The sequence below is a fragment of the Effusibacillus lacus genome, from assembly GCF_002335525.1.
Classification (GTDB): domain Bacteria; phylum Bacillota; class Bacilli; order Tumebacillales; family Effusibacillaceae; genus Effusibacillus; species Effusibacillus lacus.
The window spans coordinates 161,856-178,395 of the sequence record NZ_BDUF01000109.1 but is presented as its reverse complement, the minus strand read 5'-3'; the positions used below and the strand labels follow the sequence as shown (position 1 = coordinate 178,395).

The window sequence follows — 16,540 nt, the reverse complement described above, 5'->3', positions numbered from 1 at the left end:
CGGCGCTTTTCTGGAATCTTCCCGCGACCGGTACGACCTGATTTTTCTTGATGCGTATGATTCCTACTCGATTCCCAAATCCATGCGTTCGGTTGAGTGCATGCAACAGGCCCGGAACCTGTTGGAGGAGAACGGCCTGTTGATCGTGAATGTAATAGGGAGAATAAGCGGACCTGAAAGTGGATTCTTCCGGTCGTTCTACAAAACCATCCGGGAGGTTTTCTCCGAAGTGTGGGTTCTGCCCGTTACCCGATGGACCCGAATGGAACAGAATATATTGCTGATCGCTCGCAGATCGGTCGGGACACAGATGCACCCTGACAGCAAAGGCGACAAGGAATTGGAGAAGCTGTTAAGGCGGTTGTATCTTCGAACGATACCGACCTCGGATGTCCCGGTATGCAGGGATACGGAATAGTTTGCCTGCATTGTTGGGGGGAAGGGCCTGTGATATAATGAACCCGACCTTTTTGCACGTAACTGGAGAGGAGTTGCTGCATGCTAAACCTGGATTTGGAAAGGATGCTTTATTTTACAATCGCTTTTCTGATTGCAGCTCCGGTGCACGAATTCGCCCATGCATGGGTGGCGCACAGACTGGGGGATCCAACACCTGAAAGAGACGGGCGTTTGACTCTGAACCCGCTGGTTCATATCGACTGGCTGGGTTTTATTCTGATTCTGTTGGCCGGATTCGGTTGGGCAAGGCCGGTTATGACCAATCCAGCCATGTTCAGGGGAAACCGCAGGCTTGGCATGCTGAAGGTGGCCATTGCAGGTCCAATTTCCAATTTGTTGATCGCAGGATTGTTTGCACTCATTGCGAAATCAGGCATCATTCCCTATTTTGATTGGGGTTCGGGAATCGTCCGGGCTGTTATTTACATCAATGTTCTGCTGTTTGTTTTCAATCTGCTTCCCATCTATCCGCTGGACGGGGAGAAAGTGCTCAGATCCTTGGTTCCCATGCGGTACTTGGGCCTGTTTTACAAGATGGAAACCTATGGCCCTTTCATCCTGTTGCTGCTTGTTTTTATCCCTGGAGTGTTGTGGAACATTATTGGACCGCCGATTGAGCTGATCATGATTTGGTTGAGATAGGGAGAAGTAAGCATGAATGCCGAATACCTGGTTCGTCTGGATTCCTTTGAGGGACCGCTCGATCTGCTGCTGCACCTGGTGGAAAAAAACGAAATGGACATCTATAATATCCCGATTGCGGAAATTACCGAACAATACTTGTCCTATCTGAATGCCATGCAGGAACTCCGGTTGGATATTGCATCCGAATTCCTGGTAATGGCCGCCACCCTTTTGGCCATCAAAAGCAACATGCTGCTCCCCAAGCCGGAACCGTTGGAACTGGACGATGTATTTGACATGATGGACGAGGGAATGGATCCACGCCAGCTCTTAATGGAAAGATTGCTGGAATACAAGAAATTCAAATATTTGGCGGCTGAACTGCAGCAAAGGGAAATACACCGGAGCAATGTCTACACGCGCCCCCCGGGAGACCTGACACCCTTTATTCCGGATGAAGAACCAAATCCGGTGAAGGGTGTGTCGCTTTATGACCTGTTGGATGCTTTTCGGTCCGCTTTGCTGAAAGCGGTGGAAGAAGAGGAGCCGGTTGCCCGCATTCGCAGGGATGAGGTTTCGGTGAAAGAAAGAACCTTCGAAATTCTTGACTTCTTGCAGTTCCATTCGGGACAGGCCTCGTTTCAATCCCTGCTGTCCAGGTACCGGCGCCGCTCTGAAATTGTGGTCACCTTCCTGGCTGTACTCGAGTTAATCAAGAACCGTAAGATCCAATGCAGGCAAGAGGGGCTGTTTTCTGACATTCTGTTGCATCTTGTCGTGTAAGTGACGGTGATTCGGAGTGGTGAACCTATTCATGGATTATAAAGAAGTCAAATCGATTATTGAAGGACTGCTGTTTATGGCGGGCAGCGAAGGGTTGGAGGCAAGGCAGATTGCCGAGGTGATAGGCACCGACGCGGATGAGGCGGCAGATCTCTGTCACGATCTGGCTGCCGATTATCGCCGGGACGGACGGGGGTTGCAAATTGTGGAAGTGGCTGGCGTGTTTCAGATGACCACGTTGCCCGAACATGCTCCCTATTTTGAAAAATTGGCATACCAACCCCAACAGTCCACCCTTTCGCAAGCTGCTCTTGAAACTTTGTCCATCATCGCCTACAAGCAGCCGATTACAAGAAGTGACATTGAGGAAATACGCGGGGTCAAAAGCGAGAAGGCGATCAACAACCTGCTCGGCAAGAAGCTGATTGCCGAAGTGGGGCGGGCCGAAGGGCCGGGCCGACCCATTCTGTTTGGAACCACCAGGGAATTTCTGGAGTATTTCGGGCTTCGAGACTTATCGGAGCTGCCGCCGCCTCCTGCTTTCATTCCGCAGGATGCATTCAGTGAAGAAGAACGCCTGCTGTTTGATCAACGTTCTATTTTTTCCTTTGAACAGGGAGGAGAAGAAGACGACTAAGCCAGGTCAGGACCGCGCACAAAGCGCGGTTTTTCTATAATAATGTGGAATGGAATTGTACGGATTGGGGAAACTTAACAGGCGAATATTGGAAGGCGGGAGGGAACCGGCATGAACTGGGTGTGGACAGTTCTTATCCTTGTTGGGGTTCTCATGCTCCTGATCTGCCTGCTCCCGGTTCAGGTCAAACTGCGGTATTCCAGAGAGGGCGAAGACGATCACCTGCTGGTGCAGATCATAACATTGTTCGGATTGTTCAAATACACTGTGGAAATTCCGGTAATGAAAATTGTGATGAACAGAAACAAGAAAGTAAAAATAAACTCGGAATTGGAAACCGGGTTTGGTGAAGAAGCCAATCAGCAGCGTATCGGGCTCTCGGTCACCCTGCGAAAAATCAGGAAGATCATTCGCGTTCAGAACGAATTGACTGAGCACTTGTTCCGCTTCACCAGCCGTGTTAGAAAAATGACAAAAGTATTCCGTATTACGGATATAAAATGGAAAACCGAATTGGGCACCGGGGATGCCGCCATGACGGGCACTGCCGCTGGAGTTGTATGGTCAGCAAAAGGAATGGTCATTGGGATCATGTCCCATTACTTTTCCTTACGGACAAAGCCAAGATTGATTGTACAGCCGGATTTCCACGAGTTAAAGCTCTCCACTAGCGTTGATTGCATAATCCGTTTTTGGGTCGGGCAGGCTATTGTGGCAGGGATTCAAATGGCATTTTACTTGCTGAGGGAGGGAAAAAAAACGTGGCAGATCATCCGATCCAGGGTTTGATGCAAACGGCAATGGAAAACATCAAAGAAATGGTTGACGTGAATACTATCATCGGAGATGCTGTTGAAACACCGGATGGAAGCGTGATTCTTCCCATATCAAAAGTGGGATTCGGATTTGCGGCCGGCGGAAGCGAGTTTGAAATCGACGGTCAGGACGCCGGAAGCGGACATCCCTTTGGCGGAGGCGCAGGGGGCGGTGTGTCGATAACTCCCATCGGTTTCCTTGTAGTGGGGAACGGCCAGGTGAAACTGTTGTCTTCCGAAGCGCCCAATCAGTTGTACGAGCGACTGATCGACCTGGCTCCATCCCTGATTGAAAAAATTCAATCCATGACCGGCGGAAAGAATCAAAACCAGCAGCAAGGGCAGCAACAGCAACCGAAAATTGTCACTACGACGACAATGTAAACACCGCAACCAACTCCCAACATGCAATAACTAACGGGAATTTTACAGAAAAACCATTCGTCCAGGACGAGTGGTTTTTTTATGCTTGTTTCCAGTTGTCCTACTTGCAGACAAGCTTGCATATACCTTTAGATGAGTTTACCCGCAGGAGGTTGTCATGAAAAAACGCCCGTGGTTTCTTCTAATCCTGATCATGATGTTGTTGATCGCCTTCCCGCTGTCATCCTACGGGAAAGGGGATTGGGATCCGGAGCAATACGCGAGGGAAGTTCCCATTTCGGCGGAAACGGCTGCCTTGATTGACGTGCAATCGGGACGCATCCTGTATGGCAAAAACATGCACAAGCAAATGAGAATTGCCAGTTTGACGAAGATCATTACGGCCATTGTGGCAATTGAATCGGGCAGACTGGAGGAAACGGTCACTACCTCCAAAAATGCCTATCGGGTGGAAGGATCGTCCATTTACCTGGAACTGGGTGAGAAGCAAAAGTTGATTGACCTGGTCTATGCCATCATGCTTCGATCCGGGAACGACGCGGCAACTGCCATAGCGGAACATGTCGGTGGAGGTTCCATCCAGAAATTTGCCGAGATGATGAACCGGAAGGTGAAAGAACTTGGCTTGACCGGAACACATTTTGTCAATCCTCACGGCCTGGATGCGGAGGACCACTATTCTACAGCCCACGATATGGCCGTATTGACCGCATATGCGCTTCGCAATCCCGTTTTTGCCGAGGTGGTTCGCACCAAGGTAAAGCGAATTCCCTGGGAGGGCAAAGAATGGGATCGCGTCATGTCTAACAAAAATAAAATGCTTTATCGATATCCGGGGGCTGACGGGGTAAAAACCGGGTATACAGAAGCGGCCGGCAGATGCCTGGCCTCCAGTGCGACAAGGGACGGGCGTCAGTTGGCTGTTATCGTGCTCAACGACAGACAGGATTGGGACGATTCGGCCAAACTGCTCAATTACGGCTTCACTAAATATGAATATGCCGAGTCGGTGAAGGAACAGGAACCGGTTGCCAATCTTCCTGTCAAAAACGGGGTTCGCGACCAACTGCAGATCGTTGCCGGTTCGAAACTGGGCTATCCGGTGCGGGCGGAGGAAAAGCATTTGTTGCGAAAGGACATTCAGCTTCCCAAACATTTGACTGCTCCGGTCTATGCCGGTGAGAAGGTTGGGGAAATCAACCTGTACTTCAAAGATCAGAAAATTGGTTCCGTTCCGCTTCTGGCAGCTGAAACAGTTGAAGGTACAGGATTACTGGCAGATTTTATAAGGTTTTTTAAAGGATTGTTCAAATAAGGAGGTGGGCCCGATGATGAATGTGATTTGGTTAAGCCTCCTGGTGATCGGAATTGCGGTTGGGATCGCCACGGATAACATGGATGGCATTACCCGCGGCATCTTGAAAGGAGCGGAAGACGGGGTTGCCGTTTGCTTGGGTCTGATCAGCATCCTGGTTTTTTGGCTGGGACTGATGAAGATTGCGGAACAAGCGGGTCTGGTTCAACTATTGGCGAAGGCGCTTAAACCGATCGCCCGTTTTTTATACCCATCCGTACCGATCAATCACCCCGCCATGGGATCCATTCTTGCAAACATGAGCGCCAACATTCTGGGTCTTGGAAATGCGGCGACCCCTTTGGGATTGAAGGCAATGCAGGAGTTGCAGACATTGAACCCTCATCCTGACCGGGCCAGTGATGCCATGTGCACCCTGTTGGCAATCAATACAGCCAGCCTGACCATCATTCCGGCTACCGTTATCGGTTGGCGCATGCAATATGGATCGGACAATCCCACCGAGATCGTGGGGGCTACCATCCTGGCCACCTTCCTGGGGACGACGGTCGCAGTTCTGCTTGACCGGACATTTCGTGCGATTGATCGCAAGAGGAGGAGGGAATGATGGAATGGATAAACACCCTCTCAGAATGGGCCCTGCCGATCGTGGTGGCTTCCATTCTGGTCATTGGCCATTTCCGCAAGGTCCCCGTTTATGAAACGTTTGTTGAAGGTGCAAAGGAAGGTTTTCCCACGGCAATCAAGATCATTCCCCATCTGGTTGCGATGATGGTGGCTGTCTCCGTATTCAGGGAATCGGGGGCGCTGGACATGCTGCTGCGACTTCTTCGACCTGTCTTTGAAGTTTTGTCCATACCTGTTGAAATCATTCCCATGGCTTTGCTTCGTCCCATTTCCGGCTCCGGATCGAGCGCGGTCATGTTTGACATCTTCCAAACTTATGGTCCCGATTCCCTATTGGGCCGGATCGCTTCCGTACTGCAGGGTTCGAGTGATACAACCCTGTATGTTTTGACTGTGTATTTCGGATCTGTTGGAATTCGCAACGCGAGATATGCAGTTAAGGTGGGGCTCTTGTCGGACCTGGCGGCAGCCATCTTCTCCGTGCTGGTTGTTTATTGGGTTTTTGACTTATAATGGTAAGTAAACCATGCAAAGTCGGGTGAAACAGTGGAACGTCTGCAAAAAGTCCTTGCCCAGGCCGGGGTCGCATCCCGAAGAAAATGTGAAGAGCTGATCGTTTCCGGAAGAGTAACAGTGAATGGTCTTGTGATCAGGGAGTTGGGGACGAAAGTGGATCCGGAACTGGACCGGATCGAACTTGACGGAAAGCCAATTGAGCAAGAACCATTAGTCTACATTTTGTTGAACAAACCCATTGGGGTAGTAACAACCGCTTCCGACCCGGAAGGCCGCAAAACTGTAATTGAGATCGTACAGGTGAAGGAGCGTGTGTTTCCGGTTGGAAGGCTGGATATGAATACCAGCGGCTTGCTGCTGCTTACCAATGACGGCGAACTGGCCAACGGACTGATGCATCCCCGGCATGAAGTAGACAAGAAGTATATTGCTGAAGTAAAGGGAAGCATTTCGGAGGAAGCGCTGGCGAAGCTCGCAAACGGGATTCTGTTGGAGGACGGTCTGACAGCGCCGGCAAAAGTAAAATTGCTGAAAAGAACTGCCTTCTTGTCCAAGCTTGAAATCACGATTCATGAAGGCAGAAACCGACAGGTGCGTCGAATGTGTGAGGCGGTCGGACATCCCGTGCAGAAACTTAAAAGAGTACAAGTGGCATTTTTGACACTGGGCGGCTTGCCGCCAGGCGGCTGGCGATATCTGACAGATTTTGAAGTAAAACGTCTGTATGAGATTGCAGGAAAGTCCGCTTGATTTGTATCAGCCGATAAAATATAGCATACTAGAGGAAGACGGTGACTGCCGTCTTCTTTTTTCACAAAAAGTTCACCTTCCGGATAGGTTTGTCACAATTTCGTACGGTATAATGAATCTAAGCTGAACATGATTTTGAAAGTCCACATTTATATTTGAGGTGCATCTGCTTGGCATTCAAAAACAGAACGGGAAGGGCTCTTACCGTCGGGGCGCTGCTTCTGGCGGCAATCGGAATAATTGCTGCTCTGTTGAACTTTACAAAAACTGATAACTCGAGTGTAGCTGCAGGACAGGCTGCTCCTCCGTTCACCCTTTCCGATTTGAACGGAAACAAGCTTTCGCTCGCCGATCTTAAGGGGAAAGTGGTCCTCTTGAATTTTTGGGGTTCTTGGTGCGACCCTTGTCGCCAGGAAATGCCGGCCATCCAGGCCGCCTATGAACAATACAAGGACAAGGGGTTCGTTGTTGTCGGCGTCAACATCGGGGAAAGCAAAGTCACCGCCAAAGGGTTTGCCGACCGTTATGGCGTAACCTTTCCGGTGGTTCTGGACAAAGACAGAGAAGTGACATTGGAACGATATAAAGTCGGTCCGATCCCAAGTTCGTTTTTTATCGACAAACAGGGAAACATTCAGTACAGGTATGAAGGTCCAATGACGGAAGGTTTTCTGACCAACAAGATCCAAACGTTACTTGCACAACCGTAGGGGACTGATTGAATGATGAATACACAGGCAGCCAAAAGGCGCCGTTCGATATTTGAGTGGCTGTGGGATTTCTTTGCATCCGTCAAAGTGGCGATTGTCATTATTGTATTAATCGCTTTATCGGCAATTATCGGAACTATATTTCCGCAAGAGAATTTTATACCTTCTTCCAATCCGGCGGCCTATTATGCCCAGACCTATGGGGACTTGGGCAAGTACTACTACAAGTTTGGTTTTTCCCATATGTATACCTCCTGGTGGTTTGTAAGCCTGCTTTTGGCGCTTGGGGTGTCTCTTGTAATCTGTTCATTGGAACGTGTCGTTCCCTTGTACAAATCTTTGCAGCGGCAGGAAGTCAAGCCTGCCCTGTCTGTCGTTCAGCGAAAAAAAATCTATGTGCCGGTCGAAGGTGCAGATGCAGCACATGCCGATCGGTTGGCTTCCGAGCTTGCGAAAAGAAGATACAAAATCCGTCGGGATGGGGATGCCTTCCTGGCGGAAAAAATGAGGATTTCCCGATTTGGGGCATATATTCTCCACATCGGATTGATCATTATTATTCTGGGAGCGCTGTCCCGTCTGATCCCTGGCTGGTACGTGTCGGAGAACATCTGGATCGAGGAAGGGCAAACGGTCAAGGTTCCCGGTTCCGATTTCCATGTTCGAAACGATGAATTCAAGGTGGAATTTTATGAGGACGGCCGTCCGAGCCATTTTGAAACCCAAGCGGTGCTCATTGAAAACGGAAAGGAAGTACGTCGGGAGAAAATTGTGGTCAACCGGCCCTTAAAGCACAAGGGAACTCTTCTGTTTCAGGCGAGTTATCTGCCTCCCATGATCAGGCTGCTTGATGCCGAGTTGATCGACAAGAGAACAGGCAGCAGGCTGGAGACTTTCCAGATTGATTTCTCCAATCTGCAAACCGAGTATAAAGCGGGTGCCTACATCGTTCGTGTATTGGATTATTTTCCCGACTTCGACATGGAAAACGATCAGCCGGTCACCAGATCGACGGATCCCAACAATCCGGTATTGTTGGTGCAAATTGAAGGCCCCGGAGTCGAGAAACCAAGCAAGCAGTTCTTTTTTGTCTTCCGCCAATTGGAGTTGGATCAGAACTCTGCCTTTGAATTGGCGCCGGTCGGCGGCAAAATGATTGAAACCACCGGGCTTCGCGTGCAGAAGGATAACGGAATTCCGATCGTGTATGCCGGATGTGTTGTCGTTCTGGCGGGTCTTGTTCTTGTATTTTATTTCCAGCACAGACGGGTCTGGGGTCAGATTCACAACGGGATCCTGCATGTAGGCGCACAGACCAACAAGAACTGGTACGGGATGCGCAGGGAGATGCAGCGGGTGTTCAAATCCCTTAATTGGCAACAAGAAATTATTGTGAGACAAGGAGGGAAGAAGCAGTGATGCTTGAAATATCAGCCTGGTTGTACTGGATGGCGTTCTTTGGATATTTTACCGCCTCTGTTCTTTATATAATCGGCGTAACGGGGCAAAAGATCAAAATCAAGAACGGGGAAGCGGCTTCCAACATCTGGACCCGGTGGGGATATATCGCGGCCATTGGCTCGGTTTTGGTGCAATTGGCCGGATTTGTCACCCGTTGGATTGGCCAGGGTCACGCACCAACGTCCAACATGTTTGAATATATGAGCTTTTGGGCATGGTGCATCATGCTTGCTTTTGTCATTATCAGTGCTTTTTACAATTTTCCCATTCTCGGGGCTTTTGCCGCTCCAACCGCACTGGCGGTATTGGGGTATGCCAATGTTTTCCCCGATGAATCCCAAGCATTGATACCTGCACTGAAAAGTTACTGGTTGTATATCCATGTAACCACGGCCGCCCTTGGGGAGGGTGTTCTGACTATTGCCTTTGCCGCTGCATTGATGCATTTGCTGGTTGTCACGGACCTCAGCGTATGGAACCGTAAAGGCAAAGCATTGGAGTTTGTCATGTTCCTGTTTATCGCTTTGGTTGGATTCGTCACCGTTTCATTGATTTTCAAGGCGCAGCAATATACCTTTGTGGAAGCTGTAACCCAGAAAACTTACGAACTTCCGCCTCTGGTTGGCCCTACGGGAACAGAGCTTGGTTCGCTTGGAAGTATTTTGGGAATCCCATTGCCTTTGTTCAACGCTCCCAGCTGGGTGACCGGTGAAAAGGCGTTCTTAAAGCTCAATACACTGGTATGGACACTGCTTTCCGCCATTGTTATTTATTATGGCTTGCGATTCATCAACCGTAAACCGCTGGTTCATACAGTTTCCAGATGGGTTCAAGGCTTGGATGCGCCTTCCCTTGACGAACTTTCCTATCGGGCTGTGGCCATCGGGTATCCGATCTTCACTTTGGGAGCTTTGGTGTTCGCCATGATCTGGGCACAAGAAGCATGGGGTTCCTATTGGTCCTGGGATCCGAAAGAGACATGGGCGCTTATTACCTGGCTTTACTATACGGCTTATCTGCATTTGCGCCTGACACGTGGCTGGGAAGGGGAACGCGCCTCATGGATGGCGGTGGCCGGTTTTGTCGTGATCTTGTTCCTGCTGGTAGGCGTCAATTTCCTGATTGTCGGTTTGCATGCTTACGCTTAATAGTCTGGAGGGAGAATTATGGAGAACAAAGTACTACGAATCTTGGTGGTGGATGACGAAGAGCGCATCCGCAAGCTTGTCCGCATGTACTTGGAACGCAATGCTTTCGAGGTGGAAGAGGCGGAGGATGGAAATCAAGCCCTTGAAATGGCTCTTGAGAACCAGTATGATTTGATCGTTCTGGACCTGATGCTGCCTGGCATGGACGGCCGCAAAGTGTGTGAGGAGATCCGAAAGCAAAGCGATGTTCCTGTAATCATGCTTACGGCGGCCGGGGATGAATCAAGCCGGATCCATGGTTTCGAATTGGGGGCCGATGACTATGTGGTCAAACCCTTTTCGCCCCGGGAACTGGTCATGCGTGTCAAAGCGCTGTTAAAGCGCGCTCAAGTCAAGAATGAAGTTCATCAGGATGTCGGTCATGTTCTTTCGACCCACGGACTGACCATCAACATGGATTCCCGCAAAGTGATCGTGGAGGAGGAAGAGGTGCCTCTTACACCCAAAGAGTATGAGCTCCTTTGCTATCTTGTTCAGCGACCGGACAAAGTGTTTTCCCGAGAGGAATTGCTCCGGGATGTTTGGAACTACCAGTTTTTTGGAGATCAGCGAACTGTCGATACCCATGTGAAACGTTTGCGTGAAAAACTGGGCCGTCACTCAGCCAAAGTTGCCGACATGATTGTAACCGTCTGGGGCGTTGGATACAAATTTGAGGTGCGCGAGTGATTCGCAACAGCGTTGTCGTCAAGCTCTGGCTCACGATTATCGTCCTGGTGGTTTTCGTTTTGTCGATGCTGGCAGTATTCCTGGAACAACTGTTTGACACCTATTTTTACAGTTCCCAGGAAGAGGCGCTGAAAAACAGGGCAGCTTATATCAGCAATCTGTTAATTCGCGAAAAAGATCAGAACCTGGCTGTCACGGTGGCGGAAGAACTGCTAAGGGAATCCAACAGCCATATGTATATTATCGGTCCATTGTTTACGGACCGTGAATTCAATGAACTTGAACAGTTTCCAACCGATCTCAGAGAACGGTTGGAGGCTGGCGAGCAGGTGTTGCGGCGTGGGACAAGCCCGGGGTTTGGACAATTTCGTTCAGAAACCAACAGTGCCTGGTTGATTCACCCGATCCAGGAAGAGAACCGGCTTCGTTCGGTACTGTTGATCCACCAACCTGTTGCTGAAATTGAGAAAGCGATTGAGCAAATCCGAAACTTGATTTTCTTTGCCGCCGGCATTGGAGGTGTGTTGACGACAGGTTTGTCTTTTGTCGTATCCAAAAACCTGTCGCGCCCCGTCATTCAAATGACTAAGGTGGCCGAAGAAATGGCTCGGGGAAATTACCACGGGAAAGTGAATGTGGTAACCGGCGACGAGGTCGGCAAACTGGGGCGCACTCTAAACTTCCTTGCCAAAAGTCTTGAGGAGACCATAGACAATCTGTCAAAGGAAAAAGAGCAGTTGTCGATGATTCTGTTATCCATGACAGACGGGGTGGTGTCTGCCGATCTGGATGGGAAGGTTACACTGGCCAATCCTCCCGCCAAGAAGTGGTTGCGGGCGTTAACGATCGAGGAGACTGGAACCCCTTCGGAAGAACGGCTCCCCAAAGAGTTGAATGACTTAAAGAATCTTGTGCTGGAGAATCCGGAAACCAGAGTAACGGAATTGAACTGGCAGGGACGCTTTATCGCTCTGACAATGACACCGTTATACGAACCTGATGGTGGACCCGTTCGGGGGATTGTAGCCGTATTCCGGGACATCACTGAAGAACGGACTTTGGAGCGAATGCGGAAAGACTTTGTGGCCAGTGTGTCCCACGAATTGCGCACACCTCTGGCGATGATGCAGGGATACGGAGAAGCGCTGCTTGACGAATTTGGGGAGGATCCGGAACAGCGCCGGGAACTCACCCAGATCATTCTTGATGAAACAAACCGCATGAAACGGCTTGTGAATGATCTCCTGGATCTGGCCCAATTGGAAGCAGGCCAGTTCGAATTGCATTCGACCCAAATTGACCTGGCGAATGTGATTCGAACCATTGGAAGGAAATTCCTGACACTCGCCAATGAACGGCAGATCCAATTCCGTGTGAGTTTTGACCCGAACGATGCATTCCCGATTGAAGGAGACTCCGATCGGCTTGAGCAGGTATTTACAAATTTGATTGATAACGCAATGCGGCATACGCCGGCCGGCGGTTCCGTCACTTTGGACATGCGCAAGGAGGCGGGCTATATTCGGATTGACATTTCCGATACCGGGGAAGGAATCCCCACAGAGGATCTGCCATTTATTTTTGAGCGGTTTTACAAAGTGGACAAGGCTCGAACCCGTGCCAAAGGCGGTACTGGATTGGGGCTGTCGATTACAAGAAATATCGTTTTAAAACATCGAGGAGAGATTATAGTATCAAGCACCGTCGGGGTTGGAACCACATTCACCGTAATTCTTCCTCTGCTGGGCAAAACAAACACCCTGCACGCCTAATCGTGCAGGGGCGCCCTAACTTCCGGAGTACGCTTCGTATAGAAGCTTTATTTATGTTTCGGGATAGAGACGGCTCAGAATATCGGCAATCTCGTCCGCAAGCGAGGAGATGGGGCGACCGTTTCGCGCTCCGTTTGCCAATTCTCGTATTCGAGTAACCGTGTCCACATCGGCTGTTACCACCGCTTTGTAACCTGGCCCCGTGCGCTCCGCAGCTTCCTTCACCGAATATTTGACCGTATCGATTTTGGATCCACTGATGTCAGCTTTCAAATCGACACCCACAAGAGCAATACGGCCTGTCAACAATACATAAGCGCGTTCCACACCAGGTATACCGGTCAAGACCTGTGCGATCTCGTCAGCTTGTTTCGCTGCATTGTATGTCTGTGGACGTTGTGCCTGTTGTGGAGCGCGGAGTTCCCTTTGCTGTTCCGCATGCTTGGGGATGTTCTGTGCTTCCTGCGGAGACGGGGTTTCTTCAGCTGGAGGTGTCCGCACTTGTCCTGGTTTGTTTGTTCCCTCCCCGGTAGGTCTGTATTGGGATTGTTGTGCGGCAGGACGGCAACCCGCCAGTGCGAAAATTGCACAGATCACCATGAAGATGGATGTCCATTTTTTTCGGTTCATTCTTATCACCTCAATGGTAGTATTTCCATCACATGAAAATTTCGTAAGGAATCTCACGGAAAATTTGGGTGAATATAGGGCAGTATAGATTTGAGGTGACAAGAATGCCGTGGGTTTATTACGGAAAATTATTCGACAGCAAATTTCAGGCAGGCTGTCTGGCGGCGAGAATTCGTGACGATTGGTGGACAAACCATTACCAAAGCCCACGTTTTGTCGGCATCTACCAGACAAAATCGGGACGTTACGGCGTGAAATACTTGTGGTGATGCGGTTTTTTCACGTGGAACAATTCAAAAAATTCTCGATTTAAGTCGATTATTGCCGTAATAGCTCATTGGCCATTGGCGACCTTCATTCCGGGGAGGAGTTCGATTATGCACAGGAATCCAAGTGACCAAACTCTTGCAGAATTGTTGAGAGAAACCAGAACCATCGCAGTGTTTGGATTGTCAGACGACCCTGCCAAAGCCAGCAACGAAGTTGCTCAATATCTGCAATCGCAAGGATATGAAATTATTCCGGTCAATCCGAAGCTGACGTCCGTTCTGGGACGGAAATCGTATCCGACATTGATGGATGTTGAAGGAACTGTTGATATCGTGGATGTATTCCGTCGAAGCGAACATGTTCCGGAAGTGGTCGACCAAGTGATGCAAATGAAGGAAAAGCCGAAAGCGGTTTGGATTCAATTGGGCATAGTCAACGACGAACAGTGCAAGCGGATTGAAGAAGCCGGGATCACGGCGATTCAGGATGCTTGCATAAAAATCGAGCATTACCGATTGTTGGGGAAAGAGAAACTATAAGAAATCATGCAGGAGGCCTGAGTATGGCTGACAAGAACATGAATGAATCTGACATCGAGCTGCCGTCTCTGCCAAAAAGTTACGGGCATCGGGCTTCCATGAAATGGATTACGATCGAGTCGGTGCGTGTGGTAATGGAACGCTCGAAAACACTGGAGAACAAGCGGATTGTGCTGCTGACCCCTGCAGGGCTTGTGGAAGGGGAATTGACAGACATCGCCCCGTCCTACGCAGAATCTTTCAATTCGGAGCTCGGAGAGGAGCTGACTCCAAATATTACCTCCATGGTCGCCAATGTACGGATTGACCTTCTCCGCATGATTGAAAAACAGGAAGACAAACTGGAATTAATTGATTCGGCACCGCTGGTAGGTCTTAAGAACGTTGTGGTTCGCACGACAGATCATACATTTAAACTTCCCGAGATTACATTGTTTGCCGACCAAATTGCCGGTTTTACGGTTTCCCGTCAGGTGTTAAACTGAAAGTTATTGTAGTTTATGATCTTCTTTGGTAAACTGAATGTGTCTCCACTAGGGGTGCTGGGATCACCGGCTGAGAAAGGAGCATTCCTTAACCCTTGGAACCTGTCACTGGATAATGCCAGCGTAGGGAAGTGGCCAATGCGGGTAACTGTTTGGAACCATGCCGCTTTCCTTATTCGGAAAGCGGTTTTTGTATTGGATACAGTTTTTGGATACGGTTGTGCAAAGGTGTGAGATTTTTGGACAGCAGATTGTATGTGATTACCGGATCGGCTTTTTTGAAGGGAAGAAAACTGGAAGATGTGATCCTTCAGGCAATCGGCGGAGGGGCGGATTGCATTCAATTAAGGGAAAAAGATGTTTCCTCCCGCGAATTGCTGGAGATGGCGGTTCTCTTGAGGAAGCTCACCAAAGAAACCGGAACAACCTTTATTGTTAACGATCGCGTAGATATTGCACAAGCAGTCGGGGCGGACGGAGTACATCTTGGACAGCAGGATCTGCCGATTGCCGTTGCAAGGGAAATACTGGGTCCTGACAAGATTATTGGGATTTCGACACATGACTCGAAAGAAGCAATAGAGGCGGAACGGTCAGGAGCCAACTACATTGGTCTTGGACCGGTCCATCCCACTCCAACCAAATCGGATGCCGAGCCTGCCATCGGTTTGCAGGGGATAAGGGAAGTATGCCGCCATGTATCCATTCCTGTGGTAGCCATTGGAGGAATTAAACAGAAAGATGTGGAGGACATTATCCGGTCGGGTGCGAGTGGAGTCGCGGTTATAAGCGCCGTAATTGGCGCCGATGATGTGCATGCTGCCGCAAAAGCGATGCGAGACGCAGTAGATCGGGTCAGGAAAGAAGGAATCGGACATGGATCTTACTATCAACGGTCAATTGAGGACGGTGCCCGGCGCAAAGACGCTGGCAGACGTAGTCAGACACTTCGGGCTGACGGAAAAGATCATTGTCATTGAACACAATTTGACAATCATTCCCCGTGAGCGATACGAAGATACAAAAGTGGCCCCGGGTGACAAAATCGAAATCGTTCACTTTGTGGGCGGCGGATAATGGGAGGAGATTTGACTCGTGAAAATTGAGGTTCAATCGGATGTGTTAAAGATCGGAAATCATGTATTCAAGTCCAGGCTGTTTCTTGGAACAGGAAAATTTCCCGACCTGGAGGTGCAGCAGCAAGCGGTCGAAGCATCAGGAACCGAAGTACTGACATTTGCGGTCAGGCGTTTGAATCTGGAGAATCCGGACGCGCCCAACTTTCTTGAACGCTTGGACCTGAAAAAATTCACCTTGCTTCCCAATACGGCTGGAGCAGCCACGGCTGAGGAAGCTGTCAGGATTGCACGTTTGGCAAAAGCGTCAGGCCTTTGCGATATGATAAAAGTTGAAGTGATCGGTGATTCCAGGACTTTGCTGCCGGATCCGATTGAGACGCTGAAAGCAACGGAAATACTGGTACGGGAAGGGTTTACGGTACTCCCTTATACGTCGGATGATCCGATCCTGGCCAGACACCTGCAGGAGGTCGGTGCCCATGCGGTTATGCCGGGCGCATCTCCAATCGGTTCCGGACTCGGCTTATTGAATCCTCATTACATAAAGTTTATTATTGAAGAGGCAAAAGTTCCCGTTATCGTTGACGCAGGGGTTGGTTCTCCCGCAGATGCGGCGGCGGCCATGGAATTGGGGGCAGACGGTGTCTTGTTGAACACTGCTGTTGCAGGGGCAAAAGATCCCGTACTGATGGCAGAAGCGATGAAACTTGCGATCGAAGCAGGACGAAAGGGGTATTTGGCGGGAAGAATCGCTAAGAAACGCTATGCAAGTGCGTCTTCACCCCTGGAAGGAATGGTTGACTAACA

General features: G+C 49.7%; 22 protein-coding genes and 1 riboswitch. Of the genes, 21 read left to right on the top strand and 1 reads right to left on the bottom strand.

The window, feature by feature from the left end; translation table 11 throughout:
* The 15 genes from EFBL_RS18780 to EFBL_RS18710 form a co-directional block, all read left to right on the top strand.
* Window positions 1–418: spermidine synthase (locus EFBL_RS18780; RefSeq protein ID WP_369690112.1), on the top strand; the 418-nt coding region annotated here is incomplete at its 5' end.
* A gap of 80 nt (window positions 419–498) precedes the next feature.
* Window positions 499–1,101, top strand: a complete 603-nt coding sequence (locus tag EFBL_RS18775) for a site-2 protease family protein (RefSeq protein ID WP_096184010.1) — start codon at window positions 499–501, stop codon at window positions 1,099–1,101.
* Window positions 1,102–1,113: 12 nt separating this feature from the next.
* Window positions 1,114–1,866, top strand: a complete 753-nt coding sequence (locus EFBL_RS18770; RefSeq protein ID WP_096184008.1) for a segregation and condensation protein A — start codon at window positions 1,114–1,116, stop codon at window positions 1,864–1,866.
* Window positions 1,867–1,897: 31 nt separating this feature from the next.
* Complete coding sequence (scpB, locus tag EFBL_RS18765; protein ID WP_096184006.1) at window positions 1,898–2,503, top strand: SMC-Scp complex subunit ScpB; 606 nt, start codon at window positions 1,898–1,900, stop codon at window positions 2,501–2,503.
* Between the two features lie 111 nt (window positions 2,504–2,614).
* Window positions 2,615–3,292 carry a DUF2953 domain-containing protein gene (locus EFBL_RS18760; RefSeq protein WP_096184004.1) on the top strand — a complete coding sequence of 226 codons (678 nt, stop codon included), beginning with the start codon at window positions 2,615–2,617 and terminating at the stop codon, window positions 3,290–3,292.
* Window positions 3,265–3,702 carry a GerW family sporulation protein gene (ytfJ, locus tag EFBL_RS18755; RefSeq protein ID WP_096184002.1) on the top strand — a complete coding sequence of 146 codons (438 nt, stop codon included), beginning with the start codon at window positions 3,265–3,267 and terminating at the stop codon, window positions 3,700–3,702. The genes EFBL_RS18760 and ytfJ overlap by 28 nt, the downstream gene beginning before the upstream one ends.
* A 157-nt stretch (window positions 3,703–3,859) precedes the next feature.
* On the top strand, window positions 3,860–5,017 hold the full coding sequence (locus tag EFBL_RS18750; protein WP_096184000.1) for a D-alanyl-D-alanine carboxypeptidase family protein: 1,158 nt from the start codon (window positions 3,860–3,862) through the stop codon (window positions 5,015–5,017).
* 13 nt (window positions 5,018–5,030) lie between these two features.
* Window positions 5,031–5,624 (top strand): nucleoside recognition domain-containing protein, encoded by a 594-nt coding sequence (locus tag EFBL_RS18745; RefSeq protein WP_096183998.1) that lies wholly within the window; start codon window positions 5,031–5,033, stop codon window positions 5,622–5,624.
* Window positions 5,621–6,157: a spore maturation protein gene (locus EFBL_RS18740; protein ID WP_096183996.1), complete on the top strand. Its 537-nt coding sequence runs from the start codon at window positions 5,621–5,623 to the stop codon at window positions 6,155–6,157. Before EFBL_RS18745 ends, EFBL_RS18740 begins: the two co-directional genes overlap by 4 nt.
* A 33-nt stretch (window positions 6,158–6,190) precedes the next feature.
* Window positions 6,191–6,910: a pseudouridine synthase gene (locus EFBL_RS18735; protein ID WP_096183994.1), complete on the top strand. Its 720-nt coding sequence runs from the start codon at window positions 6,191–6,193 to the stop codon at window positions 6,908–6,910.
* 170 nt (window positions 6,911–7,080) lie between these two features.
* On the top strand, window positions 7,081–7,620 hold the full coding sequence (resA, locus tag EFBL_RS18730; RefSeq protein ID WP_096183992.1) for a thiol-disulfide oxidoreductase ResA: 540 nt from the start codon (window positions 7,081–7,083) through the stop codon (window positions 7,618–7,620).
* Between the two features lie 12 nt (window positions 7,621–7,632).
* Entirely contained in the window at window positions 7,633–9,039 is a 1,407-nt protein-coding gene (resB, locus tag EFBL_RS18725; protein ID WP_096183989.1) for a cytochrome c biogenesis protein ResB, read from the top strand.
* Window positions 9,039–10,229 carry a c-type cytochrome biogenesis protein CcsB gene (gene ccsB / locus EFBL_RS18720; RefSeq protein WP_231705903.1) on the top strand — a complete coding sequence of 397 codons (1,191 nt, stop codon included), beginning with the start codon at window positions 9,039–9,041 and terminating at the stop codon, window positions 10,227–10,229. Before resB ends, ccsB begins: the two co-directional genes overlap by 1 nt.
* Window positions 10,230–10,247: 18 nt before the next feature.
* Entirely contained in the window at window positions 10,248–10,958 is a 711-nt protein-coding gene (locus EFBL_RS18715) for a response regulator transcription factor (RefSeq protein ID WP_096183985.1), read from the top strand.
* The gene (locus tag EFBL_RS18710) at window positions 10,955–12,730 is read left to right on the top strand and encodes an ATP-binding protein (RefSeq protein WP_096183983.1); all 1,776 of its coding nucleotides are present in this window, start codon (window positions 10,955–10,957) and stop codon (window positions 12,728–12,730) included. The genes EFBL_RS18715 and EFBL_RS18710 overlap by 4 nt, the downstream gene beginning before the upstream one ends.
* A 51-nt stretch (window positions 12,731–12,781) precedes the next feature.
* On the opposite strand, the gene EFBL_RS18705 is transcribed toward EFBL_RS18710, so the two are convergent.
* Entirely contained in the window at window positions 12,782–13,360 is a 579-nt protein-coding gene (locus EFBL_RS18705) for a YhcN/YlaJ family sporulation lipoprotein (RefSeq protein WP_096183981.1), read from the bottom strand.
* A 104-nt stretch (window positions 13,361–13,464) separates the two neighbouring features.
* On the opposite strand from EFBL_RS18705, the gene EFBL_RS20795 reads away from it, so the two are divergent.
* From EFBL_RS20795 to EFBL_RS18685, 6 genes are all read left to right on the top strand, one after another.
* On the top strand, window positions 13,465–13,629 hold the full coding sequence (locus EFBL_RS20795) for a hypothetical protein (protein ID WP_165912453.1): 165 nt from the start codon (window positions 13,465–13,467) through the stop codon (window positions 13,627–13,629).
* Window positions 13,630–13,737: 108 nt separating this feature from the next.
* Entirely contained in the window at window positions 13,738–14,169 is a 432-nt protein-coding gene (locus tag EFBL_RS18700) for a CoA-binding protein (RefSeq protein ID WP_096183979.1), read from the top strand.
* 23 nt (window positions 14,170–14,192) lie between these two features.
* A complete protein-coding gene (locus EFBL_RS18695; RefSeq protein ID WP_096183977.1) occupies window positions 14,193–14,654 on the top strand; it encodes a hypothetical protein in 462 nt (153 codons plus the stop codon).
* Window positions 14,655–14,694: 40 nt separating this feature from the next.
* Window positions 14,695–14,801: riboswitch (TPP riboswitch) on the top strand.
* Window positions 14,802–14,884: 83 nt separating this feature from the next.
* Entirely contained in the window at window positions 14,885–15,634 is a 750-nt protein-coding gene (thiE, locus tag EFBL_RS18690; RefSeq protein WP_096184209.1) for a thiamine phosphate synthase, read from the top strand.
* A complete protein-coding gene (gene thiS / locus EFBL_RS21555; protein ID WP_341769625.1) occupies window positions 15,564–15,731 on the top strand; it encodes a sulfur carrier protein ThiS in 168 nt (55 codons plus the stop codon). Before thiE ends, thiS begins: the two co-directional genes overlap by 71 nt.
* A 42-nt stretch (window positions 15,732–15,773) precedes the next feature.
* Window positions 15,774–16,538 carry a thiazole synthase gene (locus EFBL_RS18685; RefSeq protein ID WP_207907553.1) on the top strand — a complete coding sequence of 255 codons (765 nt, stop codon included), beginning with the start codon at window positions 15,774–15,776 and terminating at the stop codon, window positions 16,536–16,538.
* Window positions 16,539–16,540 lie beyond the last annotated feature (2 nt).